15 protein-coding genes and 2 tRNA genes are annotated in these 15,839 nt (G+C 72.0%); 7 read left to right on the top strand and 10 right to left on the bottom strand.

Annotation, left to right across the window (positions count from 1 at the left end; genetic code table 11):
• The 5 genes from ACZ4IF_RS34070 to ACZ4IF_RS34050 all read right to left on the bottom strand — a co-directional run.
• Positions 1-1,465: HD-GYP domain-containing protein (locus ACZ4IF_RS34070; protein ID WP_467569874.1), on the bottom strand; the 1,465-nt coding region annotated here is incomplete at its 3' end.
• A 157-nt stretch (positions 1,466-1,622) separates the two neighbouring features.
• The gene (rsrA, locus tag ACZ4IF_RS34065; protein ID WP_028802045.1) at positions 1,623-1,925 is read right to left on the bottom strand and encodes a mycothiol system anti-sigma-R factor; all 303 of its coding nucleotides are present in this window, start codon (positions 1,923-1,925) and stop codon (positions 1,623-1,625) included.
• On the bottom strand, positions 1,922-2,605 hold the full coding sequence (gene sigR, locus ACZ4IF_RS34060; RefSeq protein WP_028802044.1) for an RNA polymerase sigma factor SigR: 684 nt from the start codon (positions 2,603-2,605) through the stop codon (positions 1,922-1,924). The genes rsrA and sigR overlap by 4 nt, the downstream gene beginning before the upstream one ends.
• 254 nt (positions 2,606-2,859) lie before the next feature.
• Entirely contained in the window at positions 2,860-3,489 is a 630-nt protein-coding gene (locus tag ACZ4IF_RS34055; protein ID WP_467570134.1) for an alpha/beta hydrolase family protein, read from the bottom strand.
• Between the two features lie 43 nt (positions 3,490-3,532).
• The gene (locus ACZ4IF_RS34050) at positions 3,533-4,348 is read right to left on the bottom strand and encodes an SOS response-associated peptidase (protein ID WP_467569871.1); all 816 of its coding nucleotides are present in this window, start codon (positions 4,346-4,348) and stop codon (positions 3,533-3,535) included.
• Between the two features lie 50 nt (positions 4,349-4,398).
• Here ACZ4IF_RS34050 and ACZ4IF_RS34045 point away from each other — a divergent pair, with 50 nt between their 5' ends.
• The 4 genes from ACZ4IF_RS34045 (at position 4,399) to ACZ4IF_RS34030 (ending at position 8,478) form a co-directional block, all read left to right on the top strand.
• Positions 4,399-5,121: a M50 family metallopeptidase gene (locus tag ACZ4IF_RS34045; protein ID WP_359489611.1), complete on the top strand. Its 723-nt coding sequence runs from the start codon at positions 4,399-4,401 to the stop codon at positions 5,119-5,121.
• 430 nt (positions 5,122-5,551) lie between these two features.
• On the top strand, positions 5,552-6,892 hold the full coding sequence (gene aroA, locus ACZ4IF_RS34040; RefSeq protein ID WP_467569866.1) for a 3-phosphoshikimate 1-carboxyvinyltransferase: 1,341 nt from the start codon (positions 5,552-5,554) through the stop codon (positions 6,890-6,892).
• Between the two features lie 16 nt (positions 6,893-6,908).
• Positions 6,909-7,919 (top strand): ribosome small subunit-dependent GTPase A, encoded by a 1,011-nt coding sequence (rsgA, locus tag ACZ4IF_RS34035; protein WP_467569863.1) that lies wholly within the window; start codon positions 6,909-6,911, stop codon positions 7,917-7,919.
• Positions 7,920-8,154: 235 nt separating this feature from the next.
• Complete coding sequence (locus ACZ4IF_RS34030) at positions 8,155-8,478, top strand: DMT family transporter (protein WP_028802038.1); 324 nt, start codon at positions 8,155-8,157, stop codon at positions 8,476-8,478.
• A 291-nt stretch (positions 8,479-8,769) separates the two neighbouring features.
• Here the strand turns inward: ACZ4IF_RS34030 and ACZ4IF_RS34025 are convergent, their stop codons facing one another.
• Positions 8,770-9,375: a TetR/AcrR family transcriptional regulator gene (locus ACZ4IF_RS34025; RefSeq protein ID WP_467569859.1), complete on the bottom strand. Its 606-nt coding sequence runs from the start codon at positions 9,373-9,375 to the stop codon at positions 8,770-8,772.
• 261 nt (positions 9,376-9,636) lie between these two features.
• Here ACZ4IF_RS34025 and hisN point away from each other — a divergent pair, with 261 nt between their 5' ends.
• Positions 9,637-10,437 (top strand): histidinol-phosphatase, encoded by an 801-nt coding sequence (hisN, locus tag ACZ4IF_RS34020; protein WP_467569856.1) that lies wholly within the window; start codon positions 9,637-9,639, stop codon positions 10,435-10,437.
• 156 nt (positions 10,438-10,593) lie between these two features.
• Entirely contained in the window at positions 10,594-10,986 is a 393-nt protein-coding gene (locus ACZ4IF_RS34015) for a CBS domain-containing protein (protein ID WP_467569853.1), read from the top strand.
• A 102-nt stretch (positions 10,987-11,088) separates the two neighbouring features.
• Here the strand turns inward: ACZ4IF_RS34015 and ACZ4IF_RS34010 are convergent, their stop codons facing one another.
• Entirely contained in the window at positions 11,089-12,540 is a 1,452-nt protein-coding gene (locus tag ACZ4IF_RS34010) for a catalase (RefSeq protein ID WP_467569849.1), read from the bottom strand.
• A 143-nt stretch (positions 12,541-12,683) separates the two neighbouring features.
• Between ACZ4IF_RS34010 and ACZ4IF_RS34005 the strand changes: the two genes are divergently transcribed.
• Entirely contained in the window at positions 12,684-13,100 is a 417-nt protein-coding gene (locus tag ACZ4IF_RS34005; protein WP_028802033.1) for a Fur family transcriptional regulator, read from the top strand.
• A gap of 171 nt (positions 13,101-13,271) precedes the next feature.
• On the opposite strand, the gene ACZ4IF_RS34000 is transcribed toward ACZ4IF_RS34005, so the two are convergent.
• The 3 genes from ACZ4IF_RS34000 to ACZ4IF_RS33990 form a co-directional block, all read right to left on the bottom strand.
• Positions 13,272-13,345 (bottom strand) — tRNA-Met (locus tag ACZ4IF_RS34000).
• 308 nt (positions 13,346-13,653) lie between these two features.
• A complete protein-coding gene (locus tag ACZ4IF_RS33995) occupies positions 13,654-15,513 on the bottom strand; it encodes a sel1 repeat family protein (protein ID WP_467569846.1) in 1,860 nt (619 codons plus the stop codon).
• Between the two features lie 228 nt (positions 15,514-15,741).
• Positions 15,742-15,815, bottom strand: a tRNA-Met gene (locus ACZ4IF_RS33990).
• Positions 15,816-15,839: the final 24 nt, after the last annotated feature.

Raw genomic sequence — 15,839 nt, 5'->3', positions numbered from 1 at the left:
CCCGGGTGCCGGTCTCACGCGGACCGTCCGCCCGGAGGTCGGTCGCGCGGGTGGCGGCGGGGCCGTCGTCGGGTGCGGGCGGGCCGGGCGGGCGGGAGCCGTTCGGGCCGGGGCCGCCGGGCGCGGGGACCTGGTGGCCCCCCGCTTCCCGCGGGCCGGCCGGGGCGCCGGCCGGCGACGTGCTGTCCGCGGTGACCACGGGATGCCAGCCGTGCCGGGAGAGCGCCCGGACGAGCGCCCGCACCATCCCGGGATCGAACTGCGCTCCCGCGCACCGCTCCAGTTCCTCCAGCGCGGCGGGCACCGGCCGGGCCCGCCGGTAGGAGCGGGTGGACGTCATGGCGTCGAAGGCGTCCGCGACGGCCACGACCCGCGCGAACTCGGGAATCTGCGCCCCGACCAGGCCGTACGGGTATCCGCTTCCGTCGAGCCGCTCGTGGTGGTGGAGGATCGCCGACCGGGCCTCCCCGAGGAACCCGATGCCCCGCACCATCTCGTGCCCGTACTCGGGATGGAGTTCGATCACCCGCCGCTCCTCGGGGGTGAGCGGGCCGTCCTTGCGCAACAGCCGCGTCGGGACGCCCAGTTTCCCGACGTCGTGAAGGATGCCGGCGAACCGGAGGACCTCGACGCGCCGGTCGTCCATGTCCAGTTCGCGCGCGATCATCATGGCCGCCTGGCCGACCCGTTCGCTGTGCCCGCGGGTGTAGCCGTCCTTGATGTCGACGGCCTGGACGAGGGCGCGGATGGTGGCCTGATGAGCGGCCCGCTCCCGGTGGTACTGGGCGAACACCCAGCAGGACACGTACATCGGCAGCAGCACGAGCAGCGCGGCGACGGGCCCGTACGGGCTGCGCCACAGGACCGCCATCATCAGCCCCGCGAGCCCGTGCACGCCGACCGGCGCGAGGGAGCGCGCGAACAGCCCGCGCCAGGCGGCGCGCGCCGGCACCCGTTCGGCGAGCGCCAGGATGCCGCCGTCGAGGGCGGTCAGGACGAGGCAGAAGGTGAGCACCGCCGCCCCGGCGGGCAGCAGCGCGTACGGGAAGTCGGGCGCGAGGACGGCGTCCCGGCCGCCCAGCGCCGCGTGCACACGGGAGGCCGCCCAGACCGCGACGGCGAGTTGCGAGGCGCGCCAGACGCGGCGCAGCCACCGCGGGCGCTGCTCGACCCGGGTGAGCAGGGCGCCCGGCACGGCGACCAGCGCGGCGGCAGGGGGCGGCAGCAGAAAGGCCCCGGCCAGCAGCACGGGGAGGAACGTGCCCATCCCCGGCGGGGCATCGCGGACATGGGCGGTGCCGGCGGCGCGCCGGAGCGGGATCCGCTCGCACCCGGCGTAGAGCAGGGCCATCAGCGCGACGATCCACCACGGGGCGCGCAGGTCGGGCAGCGGAACCAGACAGGCCAGGGCCGCGAGGGCGACACCCGCCACGTAGACGCGGGCCCGCACCTGGACCGACCCCATCTCCTCGCCCCCTCCCCGGCTTCCGGCTCCGGAGCCTAGGGCGGTGGGGAGTGCACGGGGACGCGTATGAACGAATCCGCGGGCTCGGAGCCCGCGGATTAGCACGTTCGGGTGATTGGTGGACGATCTCCGTGAGGAGGCGACGCCGCGCCGGGAGTCAGGACTCCTGCGGCGTCGCGGTCACGTCGTGCTCGGGCACGGCCTGCCCGGAGCGGATCAGGTCGATGCGGCCCATGACCTTGGCGCGCAGGTCCGTCGGCACGTCGTCATGGCCGCAGCACCGCTTGACCAGCTTCTTCACGGCCTGCTCCAGGCCGTACTTCTCCAGGCACGGGGAGCACTCCTCGAAGTGCACCTCGAACTTGGTGCAGTCCGCGTCCGGCATCTCATGGTCGAGGAACTCGTACAGATGGTCGAGTACCTCACTGCAATCCGTCTCGTGCGGCTCTCCGCAGCTCATGAGCCCGAGCCTTTCGCTTCGTTCGACTCTCCGGCGCCGGCCGGAACCAGCCCGCGGTCACGCGCGTAGTCCTCAAGCATGCCGCGCAATTGGCGACGGCCCCGGTGGAGCCGGGACATCACCGTACCGATGGGTGTCCCCATGATGTCCGCGATCTCCTTGTACGCAAAGCCCTCTACGTCGGCGAGATAGACGGCGATGCGGAATTCCTCGGGGATCGCCTGCAGCGCCGCCTTGACGTCCGAGTCGGGCAGGTGGTCCAGCGCCTGCGACTCGGCGGAGCGCAGTCCCGTCGACATGTGCGACTCGGCACGTGCGAGCTGCCAGTCCTCGATCTCCTCGGCCGCGCTGCGCTGAGGTTCGCGCTGCTTCTTGCGGTACGAGTTGATGAAGGTGTTGGTGAGAATGCGGTACAGCCACGCCTTGAGGTTGGTCCCCTCGCGGAACTGGTGGAAGGACGCGTACGCCTTCGCGTACGTCTCCTGCACCAAGTCCTCGGCGTCGGCCGGATTGCGCGTCATGCGCAGGGCGGCCGAGTACATCTGGTCGAGGAATTCGAGCGCGTCCCGCTCGAAGCGCGCGGTGCGCTCGGCGGACGACTCCGTGCTCGTGCCCTGGCCCTCGGGCTGCTCCGCCTGGCCGTGTTCGGTCCCTGCGTCGGTCCCAGTGACCGGACCCACCTCCTCAAGCGATGTCGTGAGACCGAGACCGGTCCCACTGGAATCGGAGGATAGACGAACATCAGGCCCACCCGCCGCCCGAATAGGGGCGTTCTTACCCGCGTGCAGCACCGTCCAGTCCAGGTCAGCGCTGCTGCGACGGCTCGGGCAGATGGTCGAACCCATGCGGCGGACTTCCTCTCCTCGGAACGGTCAGCACGGTTCGTGCTGTCTGCTCCGCACAACAGTTGTCCGCCGCCCGGCATTCCCGTGCGTCACCCGAGTGACGCGGTCCACTTCGCGACACCGTCCGTGATGACCTTCAGCGCCTCGTCCTGGCCGAGCGGAGCCCGTTTCGGCACCGCGAAGCCGTGATCGCCGTACGGCACCTCGATCAGCTCGTACGGACCCTCGGGGAACTCCTCCGGCTTCCCGAACGGATCGTTGCCGCCCTGGACGACGAGCGTGGGCACCCCGGCGCCGAGCAGTTCGTCGTCGCGGGACTTCTCCGGCCTGCCCGGCGGGTGCAGCGGGAAGCTGAGGGCCAGCACGGCGGTGGCGCCCAGTTCCGTCGCGGTACGGCAGGCGACGCGGGCGCCGGCGCTGCGTCCCCCGGCGATCACCGGCAGGCCCGGCCGCATCAGCGCCGGCCACAGTCCGCGCCACCCGACGTCCAGCGTCTTCGGCGCGGGTGCCAGTTTCCTGCCCGCCACCCGCCAGGGCTGCTCGACGAGCGCGACGCTCACGCCGTGCGCGGGCAGCACCGCGGCCAGCGCACGGAGGTCGCGCGCCTCGATGCCGCCGCCCGCGCCGTGACTCGCCGCGAGGACGAGCCGGGCCTTCGCGGCCCGGTGCCAGGTGATCCGGGCCGTGCCGGCGTCGGTCTCGATCGTCTCGGTGGTCACGGTGGTCTCGTTCGTCCCGGTCGTCCCAGTGGTCTCGGTCACGTCAGAAGAGTGTGCCCTCTTCGGGACCCTCCAGCTCCTTCAGCAGCTCCGGGCCGTTGTTGCGGACGTTGCTGACGGCCGTGGAGACGGGGTAGGCGCGCATCAGTCCGGCGGGCGGCGGGGCGAGCAGTCCGCGGAGGTCCTCGGCGTCCGTACGGGCGGGATCGAGCCAGGAGTCCCAGCGGTCCGGGGTCAGCATCAGGGGCATCCGGGGGTGGATGTCCGCCAGCGCGTACGGCCCGTCGGCGGGGGCGACCGCAAGGGGCGTGGTCTCGGCCTCGGTCGTGATCACGGAGCACGTCACCCACCAGGCCTGCGGGTGGTCGTCGGGGAGCGTCCTGTCGCGCCAGAACTCGTACAGTCCCGCCATCGCGAAGACCGAACCGTCCGCAGGCGTGACGAAGTACGGCTGCTTGCGCGGACGCTTCTTCTTGCCCTCGACCTCCAGCTCGCGCTCGGCCGCCGCGGTGACCCACTCGTAGTAGCCGTCGGCCGGGATGATGCAGCGCCGGGCCGTGAAGGCACGACGGTACGAGGGCTTCTCGTGCACCGTCTCCGCGCGTGCGTTGATCATGCGGGCGCCGCCCTCGGGCGTCTTGGCCCAGGACGGTACGAGTCCCCACTTGAGCCGGCGCAGCTGGCGAACCGGCTTCGGGCTGTCCGCGTCCTTGAGAGGACGGTCGAGAACCGCGTACACCTCCTTCGTCGGGGCGACGTTGTAGTCGGGGGCCAGGGTCTCCTCGGGCTCCCACTTCTCGACCTCAAAGATTCCTGCGAGATCCTCGGGCCTGCGACTCGCTGCATACCGTCCGCACATACGTGCCACACTGCCAGATTCCGCGACACCACAGGGAGCCACCGCAGACAATGGACAGCACCGCATCCACCTCGCTGGCGAGCCTCTGGGACCAGGTCTTCGGCAGTCAGCCGGACCCCGACCTGTGGGTGGTGATCGCCACACTGGTCGCCGCCCTCGCGGTGATCGTCCCGCACGGCGTCTGGCGGGTGTCCCGGAACGCCATCACCATTGCCCACGAGGGCGGCCACGGTCTGGTGGCCCTGCTCACGGGGCGCAGCCTCAGCGGTATCCGGCTGCACTCCGACACCAGCGGCCTGACGGTGAGCCGGGGCAAGCCCACCGGGCTCGGCATGATCCTCACCGCCGCCGCGGGCTACACCGCTCCCCCGCTGCTCGGCCTGGGCGGCGCCGCCCTGCTCGCCGCGGGGCACATCACCGCGCTGCTGTGGCTGGCCACGGCCCTGCTCGTGGCCATGCTGGTGATGATCAGGAACGCGTACGGGGCGCTCACGGTGATCGCCACCGGCGGCACCTTCCTGCTGGTCTCCTGGCTGGCGGGGCCGCAGGTGCAGGCGGCGTTCGCGTACGCGGTGGTGTGGTTCCTGCTGCTCGGCGGTGTCCGGCCCGCCTTCGAGCTCCAGGCCAAGCGGCGCCGGGGCGGGGCGGGTGACTCCGACGCGGACCAGCTGTCGCGGCTCACGCACGTGCCGGCCGGGATGTGGCTGTTCCTCTTCCACGCGGTGTCGCTGTGCTCACTGATAGGCGGCGGGCGGTGGCTGCTGGAGGTGTGACGGCCGGGCCACCGTCCGGGCGGGCTCCGGGCCGGCCGGGTCGGCCGGGTCGACTCCGGGCACGTGGCCCGCGGGGACTCCCCGCAGGTCCGAGCGATATCGGGCGGGTCCCGAGGAGGTGTCGGGCGCATCCTCGGCGGACTCCGAACGGGGCCTGAGCCGACTCGGGCCGATCTCGCGCGCGCCCCTGACAGACCGCCTTCCGGAGCGCGGCACGAGGACCTGGGCGTGCGCGCGGGCCCGGGGCCGCGTGGGATCGCGGGATGTCGTGCGGACCAGGAGGTGCGCCGCGTTCGAGCCCGAGCGGGCAAGAGGCGGCGGCGCACCTGACACAACACACGCCCGCGCACGCACCCAAGGGCTGTTTCGCTCATGTTTCGCCGCTTTTGATCAAGATTTCCATCCATCGCCAGCCACTAAAGTGGGGCGCATGACCGTGAACCCCGCCCACACCGCCCTCTGGCCCGCCCCGCACGCGAGCGGAGCCGTCGACGCGACGGTCCACGTGCCGGGGTCCAAGTCGGTCACCAACCGCGCTCTCGTGCTGGCCGCGCTGGCCTCCGAGCCGGGCTGGCTGCGCCGCCCGCTGCGCTCCCGCGACACCTTGCTGATGGCGGGCGCCCTGCGCGCGATGGGCGTGGGCATCGAGGAGACGGTGGCCTCCAGTTCCACGGTCGCCGCGGGCCCGGACTCCTCCGGCGAGGCCTGGCGGGTCATCCCCTCGGGCCTGCGCGGCCCTGCCACGGTCGACGTCGGCAACGCGGGCACCGTGATGCGGTTCCTCCCGCCGGTCGCCGCACTCGCCGACGGCCCCATTCGTTTCGACGGCGACGCGCGGTCGTACGAGCGCCCGTTGAACGGCGTGATCGACGCCCTGCGCCTGCTCGGCGCCCGCATCGACGACGACGCGCGCGGCGCGCTGCCGCTGACCGTGCACGGCGGCGGCGCCCTGGACGGCGGCCCGGTGGAGATCGACGCATCCTCCTCGTCGCAGTTCGTCTCCGCCCTGCTGCTCTCCGGCCCGCGCTTCAACCAGGGGGTGGAGGTGCGGCACGTCGGCTCCACCCTGCCCTCCATGCCGCACATCCGGATGACCGTGGACATGCTGCGCGCGGTCGGCGCCCAGGTGGACACCCCGGAATCGGGCGGCGAGCCGAACGTCTGGCGGGTCACGCCGGGCGCCCTGCTCGGCCGCGACCTGATCATCGAGCCGGACCTGTCGAACGCCCAGCCGTTCCTGGCCGCGGCCCTGGTGACCGGCGGCAAGGTCGTCATCCCCGACTGGCCCGCACGCACCACCCAGCCGGGCGACCGGCTCCGGGAGATCTTCACCGAGATGGGCGGCTCCTGCGACCTGACCCACATCGGACTGGAGTTCACCGGTTCGGGTGCGATCCACGGCATCGACGTGGACCTGGGCGAGGTCGGCGAGCTGACCCCCGGCATCGCGGCGGTCGCGGCACTCGCCGACTCACCCTCCACGCTGCGCGGCGTAGCCCACCTGCGTCTGCACGAGACGGACCGTCTGGCCGCGCTCACCAAGGAGATCAACGAACTCGGCGGCGACGTCACCGAGACCGCCGACGGCCTCCACATCCGCCCGCGTCCACTGCACGGCGGCGTCTTCCACACCTACGACGACCACCGCATGGCCACCGCGGGCGCGATCATCGGTCTGGCGGTGGAAGGCGTGCAGATCGAGAACGTGGCGACGACGGCGAAGACCCTGCCGGACTTCCCCGAGCTGTGGACCGGGATGCTCGGGAACTGACGGGCGGACCGGGATCATGCGCCGTTACGGCAAGCACACCGACGAGGACGACATCCGCGCGCGCCCCAACCGCAAGGGCAACCGTCCGCGTACGAACATCCGCCCCAAGCACGAGGACGCGGCCGAGGGCATGGTCCTCACCGTCGACCGGGGGCGTCTCACCTGCCTCGTCGAGGACCGCGTGGTGCTGGCGATGAAGGCCCGCGAGCTGGGCCGCAAGGCCGCCGTCGTCGGTGACCGGGTCGCCCTGGTCGGCGACCTGTCCGGCAAGAAGGACACGCTCGCCCGCATCGTCCGCATCGAGCCGCGCGACTCGGTCCTGCGCCGCACGGCCGACGACGACGATCCGTTCGAGCGGGTGGTCGTCGCCAACGCCGACCAGCTGGCCATCGTGACCGCGCTCGCCGACCCGGAACCGCGCCCCCGGCTGATCGACCGCTGTCTCGTCGCGGCGTTCGACGGCGGCCTGGAGCCGCTGCTGGTGATGACCAAGTCGGACCTCGCTCCGCCGGACGAACTCCTGGAACTGTACGGCGCGTTGGACATCCCGTACGTCGTCACCAGCCGTGAGGAGCTGGAGAACGGCGACGCGGCGGACCGGGTCCGCGAACAGCTGGACGGCAGGATCACCGCCTTCGTCGGGCACTCCGGCGTCGGCAAGACGACCCTGGTGAACGCCCTGGTCCCGGCCGAACGGCGGCGTACGACAGGACACGTGAACGCCGTGACCGGCCGCGGCCGGCACACCACCACCTCCGCGCTGGCGCTGCCGCTCTCGGACGACGAGGGCTGGGTCATCGACACCCCGGGCGTCCGTTCCTTCGGTCTGCACCACGTCGACCCGTCCCGGGTCATCCACGCCTTCCCCGATCTCGAACCGGGCACCGAGGGCTGCCCCCGTGCGTGCAGCCACGACGAGCCGGACTGCGCGCTGGACCAGTGGGTGGCGGACGGCCACGCGGACCCGCAGCGGCTGTACTCCCTGCGCCGTCTGCTGGCGACGCGGGAGCGCCGCGAGGGAGACTGATCAGGAGGGCCACGGCGGCCGTGGCCAGGTGTCCGAGGGACGATCTGACCTCGGCGGTGTTTGCGTCCGCGGCCCGTCGGTAAGGGTTTGGCCGGTCGGCAAATGCATAATCACACCGAGCGACCCGGAGAGGTTCAAGCAAATCCCACGCCGCCCGGCGCGCACCGCGTCCGGGGCCGCCGGCCGGGTCCGACCCGGACGAAGCAGTCGACGTGCGGACGCGGGAGGAAACGAAATGGCGTGGCTGCTGGTCGTTGTGGCGGGACTGCTCGAAACCGGCTTCGCCGTCTGTCTGAAGCTCTCGCACGGCTTCACCAGACTCTGGCCGACGGTCGCCTTCTGCGTCTTCGCGCTCGGCAGCTTCGGCCTGCTGACCCTCTCCCTGAAGAAGCTGGACGTCGGTCCCGCGTACGCGGTGTGGACCGGCATCGGCGCGGCGGGCACCGCGATCTACGGCATGATCTTCCTCGGCGACCTGGTGTCGACCCTCAAGATCGTCTCGATCAGCCTCGTCATCATCGGGGTCATCGGGCTGCAGCTGTCCGGATCGGCCCACTAGTGCCGCGGCAGGCAACGTTTGCCCGTCAAGGAGCGGCGTCCGGTGCGTGCTCTCGGTGTGCCGGCCGGAAGTCCTCGTACCGGACGTACTTGGGCTTTCGGCCGGTGCGGCGAGAGTGCGTGCCGGGCGTCGCGACGGGGCGAACGTTGCCTGCCGCGGCACTAGCCACGCGCTCGCCCGCGGTGCCGCCGGGCGGCGCGCTACGGGCGCGAGCCGCGGACGCGTCCGGCCCCAGTGGTGCCGGTGGCTCGTCCGCCCCCCGTCCCGCGGGCGCTCCCTCGTGCGGGCCGCTCAGATGCCCAGCCGGTGGGACGGTGCCAGCGCGGTCTTCACCAGGTCGGTGACCCCGCCGTCGCCGGGCGGTGCCGCCACGCAGGACAGGGCCAGACGGACGACGAGTTCACAGGAGCGGGCCACCTCCGCCGTGTCCGCCGGAGCGGCGGCGAGCGCCGCGACGGCACGATCGCGCACCAGCGCCACGAAGTCCACGGGTGAGGGCAGCGGCCCGTCGGCCCGTCGCTGCGCGGGCACCGCGGACGACGAGGGCACCGCCGACAGCGTCGGCGCGGGCAGCCGTTCGCTCCAGCACCCCGTGAGCATCGCCCGCACCAGCGCGTTGCTCCGCGTGGCCGAAGCGGTCCACTCGGCGGTCGCGACGAGCCGGTCCCGCGCGTCGGTGTGCCCCGCCAGCGCCCGTTCGACGCCGGCGAGATAGGCGTCCGCCTCCCGGCGTACGAGGGCCCGCGCGAGCCCCTCTTTGCTCCCGAACTCGTTGTACAACGTCTGGCGCGACACCCCGGCCACGGCGGCCACATCGACCATCCGCACCGCGGACCATGCGCGACGCGCCAACGCCGTGTACGCGGCGTCCAAGAGGGAATCCCGCGCTGCAGGCATCATCGCCTCCCTGGGGCGAGCGAGTCTGCAGCTCAGATTTGACGCGCACAAAGGCACTGTCAAGGGTTCGCGGCGGCCCCGAGGGGCGCGCATCGGCCGGCACGCGCACCGGCCGGGGCGCGCGAGCCGTACGGGTGCCGCAGCGACGGAGGCCGCCGGCTGGTCGAGGCCGGCACGCGCCGGTGCCCGCCCGTCGGCCGGTGCCGCAATGATCCTCGGCCCGTGTAGCCCCGGCCTGACGCGGGCAGATACGGTTCGGTCATGCCCGACTATCTCGATGACCTGCGTCTCGCCCATGTCCTCGCGGACGCCGCCGACGCCGCGACGATGGGCCGGTTCAAAGCCCTCGACCTGAAGGTCGAGACCAAGCCGGACATGACGCCGGTGAGCGAGGCGGACAAGGCCGCCGAGGAGCTCATCCGTGGTCAGCTCCAGCGGGCGAGGCCACGCGACGCGGTCCTCGGCGAGGAGTACGGCATCGAGGGCACGGGCCCCCGCCGCTGGGTCGTCGACCCGATCGACGGCACCAAGAACTACGTGCGCGGCGTGCCCGTCTGGGCGACGCTGATCTCTCTGATGGAGGCGGGCGAGGGCGGCTTCCAGCCCGTCGTCGGCCTGGTCTCCGCGCCCGCCCTGGGCCGCCGCTGGTGGGCGGCGAAGGGGCACGGCGCGTTCACCGGCCGCAGCCTCTCCTCCGCGTCCCGGCTCCAGGTCTCCCGCGTCTCGCGCATGGCCGACGCCTCGTTCGCGTACTCGTCACTGAGCGGCTGGGAGGAGCAGGGCCGCCTCGACGGCTTCCTCGACCTCACCCGTGCGGTGTGGCGCACCCGCGGATACGGCGACTTCTGGCCGTACATGATGGTCGCCGAGGGCTCGGTGGACATCTGCGCCGAACCGGAGCTGTCGCTGTGGGACATGGCGGCGAACGCGATCGTCGTGACCGAGGCGGGCGGCTCGTTCACCGGCCTCGACGGCCGTCCGGGCCCGCACAGCGGCAACGCGGCCGCGTCGAACGGCGTCCTGCACGACGAACTGCTGGGGTATTTGAACCAGCGGTACTGAACCGGGACACCTGCGCACACTCCCCGGGCGCCCCGAACTCGCCGCACGCGCCCTCTTGTTGACCCTCTCTTTAACTGCCACCCTGAGAATCCCCCCACTTGTGAATTTGTGAATCCGCTCGCAAGCGCGAGGGATTCGTAGGAGGTGGCTCCGTCCATGCTCGTCCGCGACGCCATGAGCACGGTGGTCCTCACCATCGGCCCGGCACACACCCTCCGCCAGGCGGCCCGCCTGATGTCCGCACGCCGCGTCGGCGCGGCCGTGGTCCTCGACGAGGACTCCTCCGGCCTCGGCATCCTCACCGAGCGCGACATCCTCAACTCCCTCGCCCACGACCAGAATCCGGACGCCGAGACCGCGGGCACCCACACCACGACCGATGTCGTCTTCGCGGCACCCACCTGGACGCTGGAGGAGGCCGCGTCGGCGATGGCCCACGGCGGCTTCCGCCATCTGATCGTGCTGGACGACAGCGGCCCGGTCGGCATCGTCTCGGTCCGCGACATCATCCGCTGCTGGGCCCCGGCACGACAGCGGGTTCCCGCCTGACCCGCACTCCCCCGTCCGCCGCTCACACCGGCGGGCCGGACCCCCTCGGAACACCGAGGAGATCCGGCCCGCCGCCCACGACAAGCGTTCCCTTGCTGTCGGTCAGCCGCGCAGGGCCTGGACCGCGGCCTCCAGCCGCTTGCCGAAGTCGCCGTCCGCCCGACGGAAGTTGTCGATCGCGCGCTCGGCGATGTCGTCGCGCGAGACCTTGGCGATGAAGCCGGCCAGGTTCTCGACGAGCCGGCCCTTCTCGTCCTCGGCCATCAGACGGTAGAGGTTGCCCGCCTGCACGAAGTCGTCGTCCTCGGCGTGCACGGGGGCGGTGTGGTTGCCGGTTCCGCCGGTCACCGGGGTGGACTGCCACAGCGGCCGGTCCGTCTGGAACGGCCCGCCGAAGCTGTTGGGCTCGTAGTTCTTCCCGCCGCCGTGGCGCCCGTCGTACAGGAAGCCGTCACGGGAGTTGGTCCGCGCCTCGGTGGCGTGCGGGCGGTTCACCGGCAGGTGGTCGGCGTTGATGCCGACGCGGTAGCGGTGGGCGTCGCCGTACGCGAACAGGCGGCCCTGGAGCATCTTGTCGGGCGAGGGGCCGATGCCCGGCACGAAGTGCGCGGGACTGAAGATCGACTGCTCGACCTCGGCGAAGACGTTCTGCGGGTTGCGGTTGAGCTCCAGCTTGCCGATCTCGATCGGCGGGTAGTCCTCGTGCGGCCACACCTTGGTGAGGTCGAACGGGTTGAAGCGGTACGTCGCCGCGTCCGCCGCCGGCATGATCTGCACCTGCACGGTCCAGGTCGGGAAGTCACCGCGCTCGATGGACTCGCGCAGGTCGCGCTGGTGGGAGTCGGGGTCCTCGCCGGCGAGCCGGTTGGCCTCGGCCTGGGTGAGGTTCTTGATGCCCTGGTCGGTCTTGAAGTGGTACTTGACCCAGAAGACCTCGCCGGCCTCGTTGTTCCACTGGTACGTGTGCGAGCCGTAGCCGTTCATGTGACGGTACGAGGCCGGGATGCCGCGGTCGCCGAACAGCCAGGTCACCTGGTGCGTGGACTCGGGGGACAGCCCCCAGAAGTCCCACACGTTGTCCGCCTCCTGCGAGCCCGTGTACGGGTCGCGCTTCTGCGTGTGGATGAAGTCGGGGAACTTGATGGCGTCCTTGATGAAGAACACCGGGGTGTTGTTGCCTACGAGGTCGTAGTTGCCCTCTTCGGTGTAGAACTTCAGCGCCCAGCCGCGCGGGTCGCGGACCGCGTCCGCCGCGCCCAGGTTGCCGGCCACGGTCGAGAAGCGCAGGAAGGTCTCCGTCTGCTTGCCGACCTCGGAGAGGAAGGCGGCACGCGTATACCGGGTGACGTCGGCGGTGACCGTGAAGGTGCCGTAGGCGCCGGCGCCTCGGGCGTGCACGACGCGCTCCGGGATGCGCTCGCGGTTGAAGTGCGCGAGCTTCTCCAGCAGGAGCTGGTCCTGGACGAGGACCGGGCCGCCGACGCCCGCGGTCTCGCTGTTCTGGTTGTCGGCCACCGGCGCGCCGGCCTCCGTCGTAAGCGGTCCCTGCGTCACGTGCGCCTCCTGCGTCGTTCCAGGCCAATCCTGTCCATTGGCCGACTTCGATTCGACCCTACAATAGACATTGTCTAAGTCAAGCCGGCATCCAAAGTCACACCTATTCGTGAACTGGTCCCGTTGCTGATAAGCTGACTCCCATGAGTGACCTGTTGGAACGGCTGCGCGGACGCGGATGGCGGATGACCGCGCAGCGACGCGTCGTGGCCGAGGTCCTCGACGGCGATCACGTCCATCTGACGGCCGACGAGGTGCATGCGCGGGCCGTGGCCAAGCTGCCCGAGATCTCCCGGGCGACCGTCTACAACACGCTGGGTGAGCTGGTCTCGCTCGGCGAGGTGCTGGAAGTCGCCACGGACAAGCGCGCCAAGCGGTACGACCCGAACGCGCACCGCCCGCACCACCACCTGGTCTGTGCCCGCTGCGGCGCGATCCGTGACGTGCATCCGGACGGCAATCCGCTCGCCGACCTTCCGGACTCGGAGCGCTTCGGCTTCACCGTCTCGGACGTCGAGGTGACGTACCGCGGCGTCTGCCCGAACTGCGCGGCGGCCTAGAACGCAGACGAAGGCCCCGGCACCTGTCACACGTGCCGGGGCCTTCGTCTTGCCTCCGTACCGCTGTCCCTTGCCCTGCGCCGCCCCTGCGCCCCCTGCGCCGTGCCTGCCGACCCGGCCCGGAACGCACCGAAGGCCCGGAACCATTGGTTCCGGGCCTTCGGCCTTCAGTAGCGGGGACAGGATTTGAACCTGCGACCTCTGGGTTATGAGCCCAGCGAGCTACCGAGCTGCTCCACCCCGCGTCGGTGAACTGAACATTACGTCAACCATGTGGACCAGCGCAAATCGCTTTGAACGCGCGCCACGAAGCCGCCCTCGCCGAGCGCCCCCGGTCCGTCCGACGCGACACCCGGGCCGTCCGGCGCTTGAGGACGAGGCCGTCCAGGCAGAAGCGGGGGTCCGGGGGTGGCAACCCCCGATACGGGACGGGCGAGGGCGGCAGGGGCGAGAACCTGCTGCCCTCGCCCGCCCGGCGCCGGCCAGGGCGGCAGGGTGCCGAGAAACAGCCCACGGTTCCCCGGCACCGACCCCACCCACGGCCCGCGCAGCGTCAGGCGGACAGCTCCTCCCGCAGGGCGTCCCGCAACCGAGCGGCCCGCTCGGCCACCTCTGCCGGCCCGAGCGAGACCGCCCGGTCGGCCCACCGCTGCCCCTCGGCCAGCTCACCGCGCCGCGCGTACACGAGGGCGAGCCGGAGCGCCGCCCGCCCGTGCCCCGCGTCGGCCGCCCGGGTCCACCACAGCGCGGCCTCCGGCTCGCTCCCCTCGCGGGCGAGCAGCAGCCCGAGGTTGAACGCGCCGTTCCGCGACCCGGCCTCCGCCGCGGACCGGTACCACCGGGCCGCCTCCACCACGTCCCCGCGCGCGGCGGCCAGCATGCCGACCCGCACCTGCGCCCGGCGGTGCCCCTGGGACGCCGCCCGCTCGTACCACTCCTCGCACTCGCTCTTCTCCTGCGCGGGCTCGCCCAGCTCGTGGGCGGGCGCCGGCGGCCGGCGCGCGTCGAGCACGGCGGCGAGCCGGTACGCGGCCTCCGCGCTGCCACCGCCCGCCGCGCACCGCAGATGCCGTTCGGCATCCTGCTCGTCGCCCTCCCGCAGCCGTGCGATGGCGACCTGGAGCGCGGCCTCGGTGTGGCCCGCGGCGGCGGCGCGCTCGTACCAGCGCAGCGCGGCGCTGTCGTCGTCCTCCGTGTTCCGCCCGGCGTGCAGGATCCCGAGGTTGAACGCGGCGTCGACGCTGCCGGCCTCCGCGGCCTTGGAGAACCAGGGCTCGGCCCCCGCGGCGTCGCCGACCTGGAGCAACAGGATCGCCAGCGCGTTCGCCGCCTCGCGGTGCCCGGCGTACGCGGCCCGCCGGTACCACTGCTCGGCCTGCCCGGTCCGGCCCTGCTCGGCGCAGAGCAGCCCCAGGTTGTACGCCCCGTTCACGTCGCCCGCGTCCATGGCGGCGCGGTACCACCGCTCGGCGGTCTGCGTCTCGCCGCGCTCGGCGTGCAGCGCGCCGAGCGCGTTCGCGGCGTTGCCGTCGCCGTCCTGCGCGGCGCGCAGCCACCACACGGCGGCGCTCTCCGTGTCACCTGCGTCGCGCAGCAGGAAGCCGAGCGCGCAGGCGGCCCGCGCCTCGCCGTCCTTCGCGGACGTCAGATACCAGCGCCCGGCCTCCTTGAGGTCGCCGCGCTTCTCCAGGATCGCTCCGAGGTGCAGCGCGGCCCGCCGGTGACCGCGCGCGGCGGCCTGCCGGTACCACTGCTCGGCATCCTCGCCGGCCGCGCCGATGACACCGATGACACCGTTGTCGGCGCCGTTCACGCCCGCGTCGGCGGCCTTCCGGTCAAGCGTTCGGGCCAGTCGGTAGGCGGCCTCGCGGTGTCCGCGCTCGGCGGCAGCACGCATCCACTGCTCGGCGCCGACGTCGCTGCGGTGCTCCAGCAGATCGGCGAGCGCGTACGCGCCGAGGGCGTGCCCCTGCTCGGCAGACTGACGCAGCCAGTACTCGGCCGCGGGCTCGTCGCCACGCTCGCGATGGTGCCTGCCGAGCGCGTGCGCGGCGGCGGCGGACCCGGCGACGGCGGCGATCCGCCACCATCCGGCGGCCTCTTCGGGATATCCGCGCTGATGCAGGAGGACGCCGAGGTTGTTGGCGGCGGCACGGTCACCGGCCGCGGTGGCGGCGCGCAGCTGGGGTTCGGCTCCGTCGAGATCGCCGCGGCGCAGCAGCATCGCGCCGAGGACGCTCATCGCCTCGACGTCGCCGCTCTCTGCGGCGAGCCGCCGGCGCGCCTCCTCGGCGGCCTCGCCGGCCTCGTCCCGGTCGGAAGGCTGCGTGAGATCCGCAGGCTGCTCAAAGTCGGCAGGCTGCGCAAACCGCCCCGTATCCAACAGAGTTGCCTTGTCCCCCATAACGTCCATCGTCGCACCACCTGCAACCTGGGTACACCTGGTATACCGCAGCCAGTGAGGTCACTTCAGCGTTTTGTCGACATGCCCACAGAGAGACAAGTCAAACACAGTTTTCCCAACTCCCCACGCAGGAAGCAGCACTTCGCACGAGACACCAGGTCACCGTGGGTGTCTCGGCGTGGCGTGACACACGTCGAGGGCCCGGATCCTGATCAGGATCCGGGCCCTCGACTTCAGTAGCGGGGACAGGATTTGAACCTGCGACCTCTGGGTTATGAGCCCAGCGAGCTACCGAGCTGCTCCACCCCGCGCCGTTGTGAAGCAACCGTATCACG

Source organism: Streptomyces sp. NPDC025784 (assembly GCF_055558435.1).
This window is presented reverse-complemented; position numbering and strand designations above follow the sequence as displayed.

What these genes read in the sequence shown, in the direction of transcription:
- rsrA (WP_028802045.1), bottom strand. Translation starts at nt 1,925, where the DNA reads ATGAGCTGCGGAGAGCCGCACGAGACGGATTGCAGTGAGGTACTCGAC.
- ACZ4IF_RS34050 (WP_467569871.1), bottom strand. Translation starts at nt 4,348, where the DNA reads ATGTGCGGACGGTATGCAGCGAGTCGCAGGCCCGAGGATCTCGCAGGA.
- ACZ4IF_RS34045 (WP_359489611.1), top strand. Translation starts at nt 4,399, where the DNA reads ATGGACAGCACCGCATCCACCTCGCTGGCGAGCCTCTGGGACCAGGTC.
- aroA (WP_467569866.1), top strand. Translation starts at nt 5,552, where the DNA reads ATGACCGTGAACCCCGCCCACACCGCCCTCTGGCCCGCCCCGCACGCG.
- rsgA (WP_467569863.1), top strand. Translation starts at nt 6,909, where the DNA reads ATGCGCCGTTACGGCAAGCACACCGACGAGGACGACATCCGCGCGCGC.
- ACZ4IF_RS34030 (WP_028802038.1), top strand. Translation starts at nt 8,155, where the DNA reads ATGGCGTGGCTGCTGGTCGTTGTGGCGGGACTGCTCGAAACCGGCTTC.
- ACZ4IF_RS34025 (WP_467569859.1), bottom strand. Translation starts at nt 9,375, where the DNA reads ATGCCTGCAGCGCGGGATTCCCTCTTGGACGCCGCGTACACGGCGTTG.
- hisN (WP_467569856.1), top strand. Translation starts at nt 9,637, where the DNA reads ATGCCCGACTATCTCGATGACCTGCGTCTCGCCCATGTCCTCGCGGAC.
- ACZ4IF_RS34015 (WP_467569853.1), top strand. Translation starts at nt 10,594, where the DNA reads ATGCTCGTCCGCGACGCCATGAGCACGGTGGTCCTCACCATCGGCCCG.
- ACZ4IF_RS34005 (WP_028802033.1), top strand. Translation starts at nt 12,684, where the DNA reads ATGAGTGACCTGTTGGAACGGCTGCGCGGACGCGGATGGCGGATGACC.
- ACZ4IF_RS33995 (WP_467569846.1), bottom strand. Translation starts at nt 15,513, where the DNA reads ATGGACGTTATGGGGGACAAGGCAACTCTGTTGGATACGGGGCGGTTT.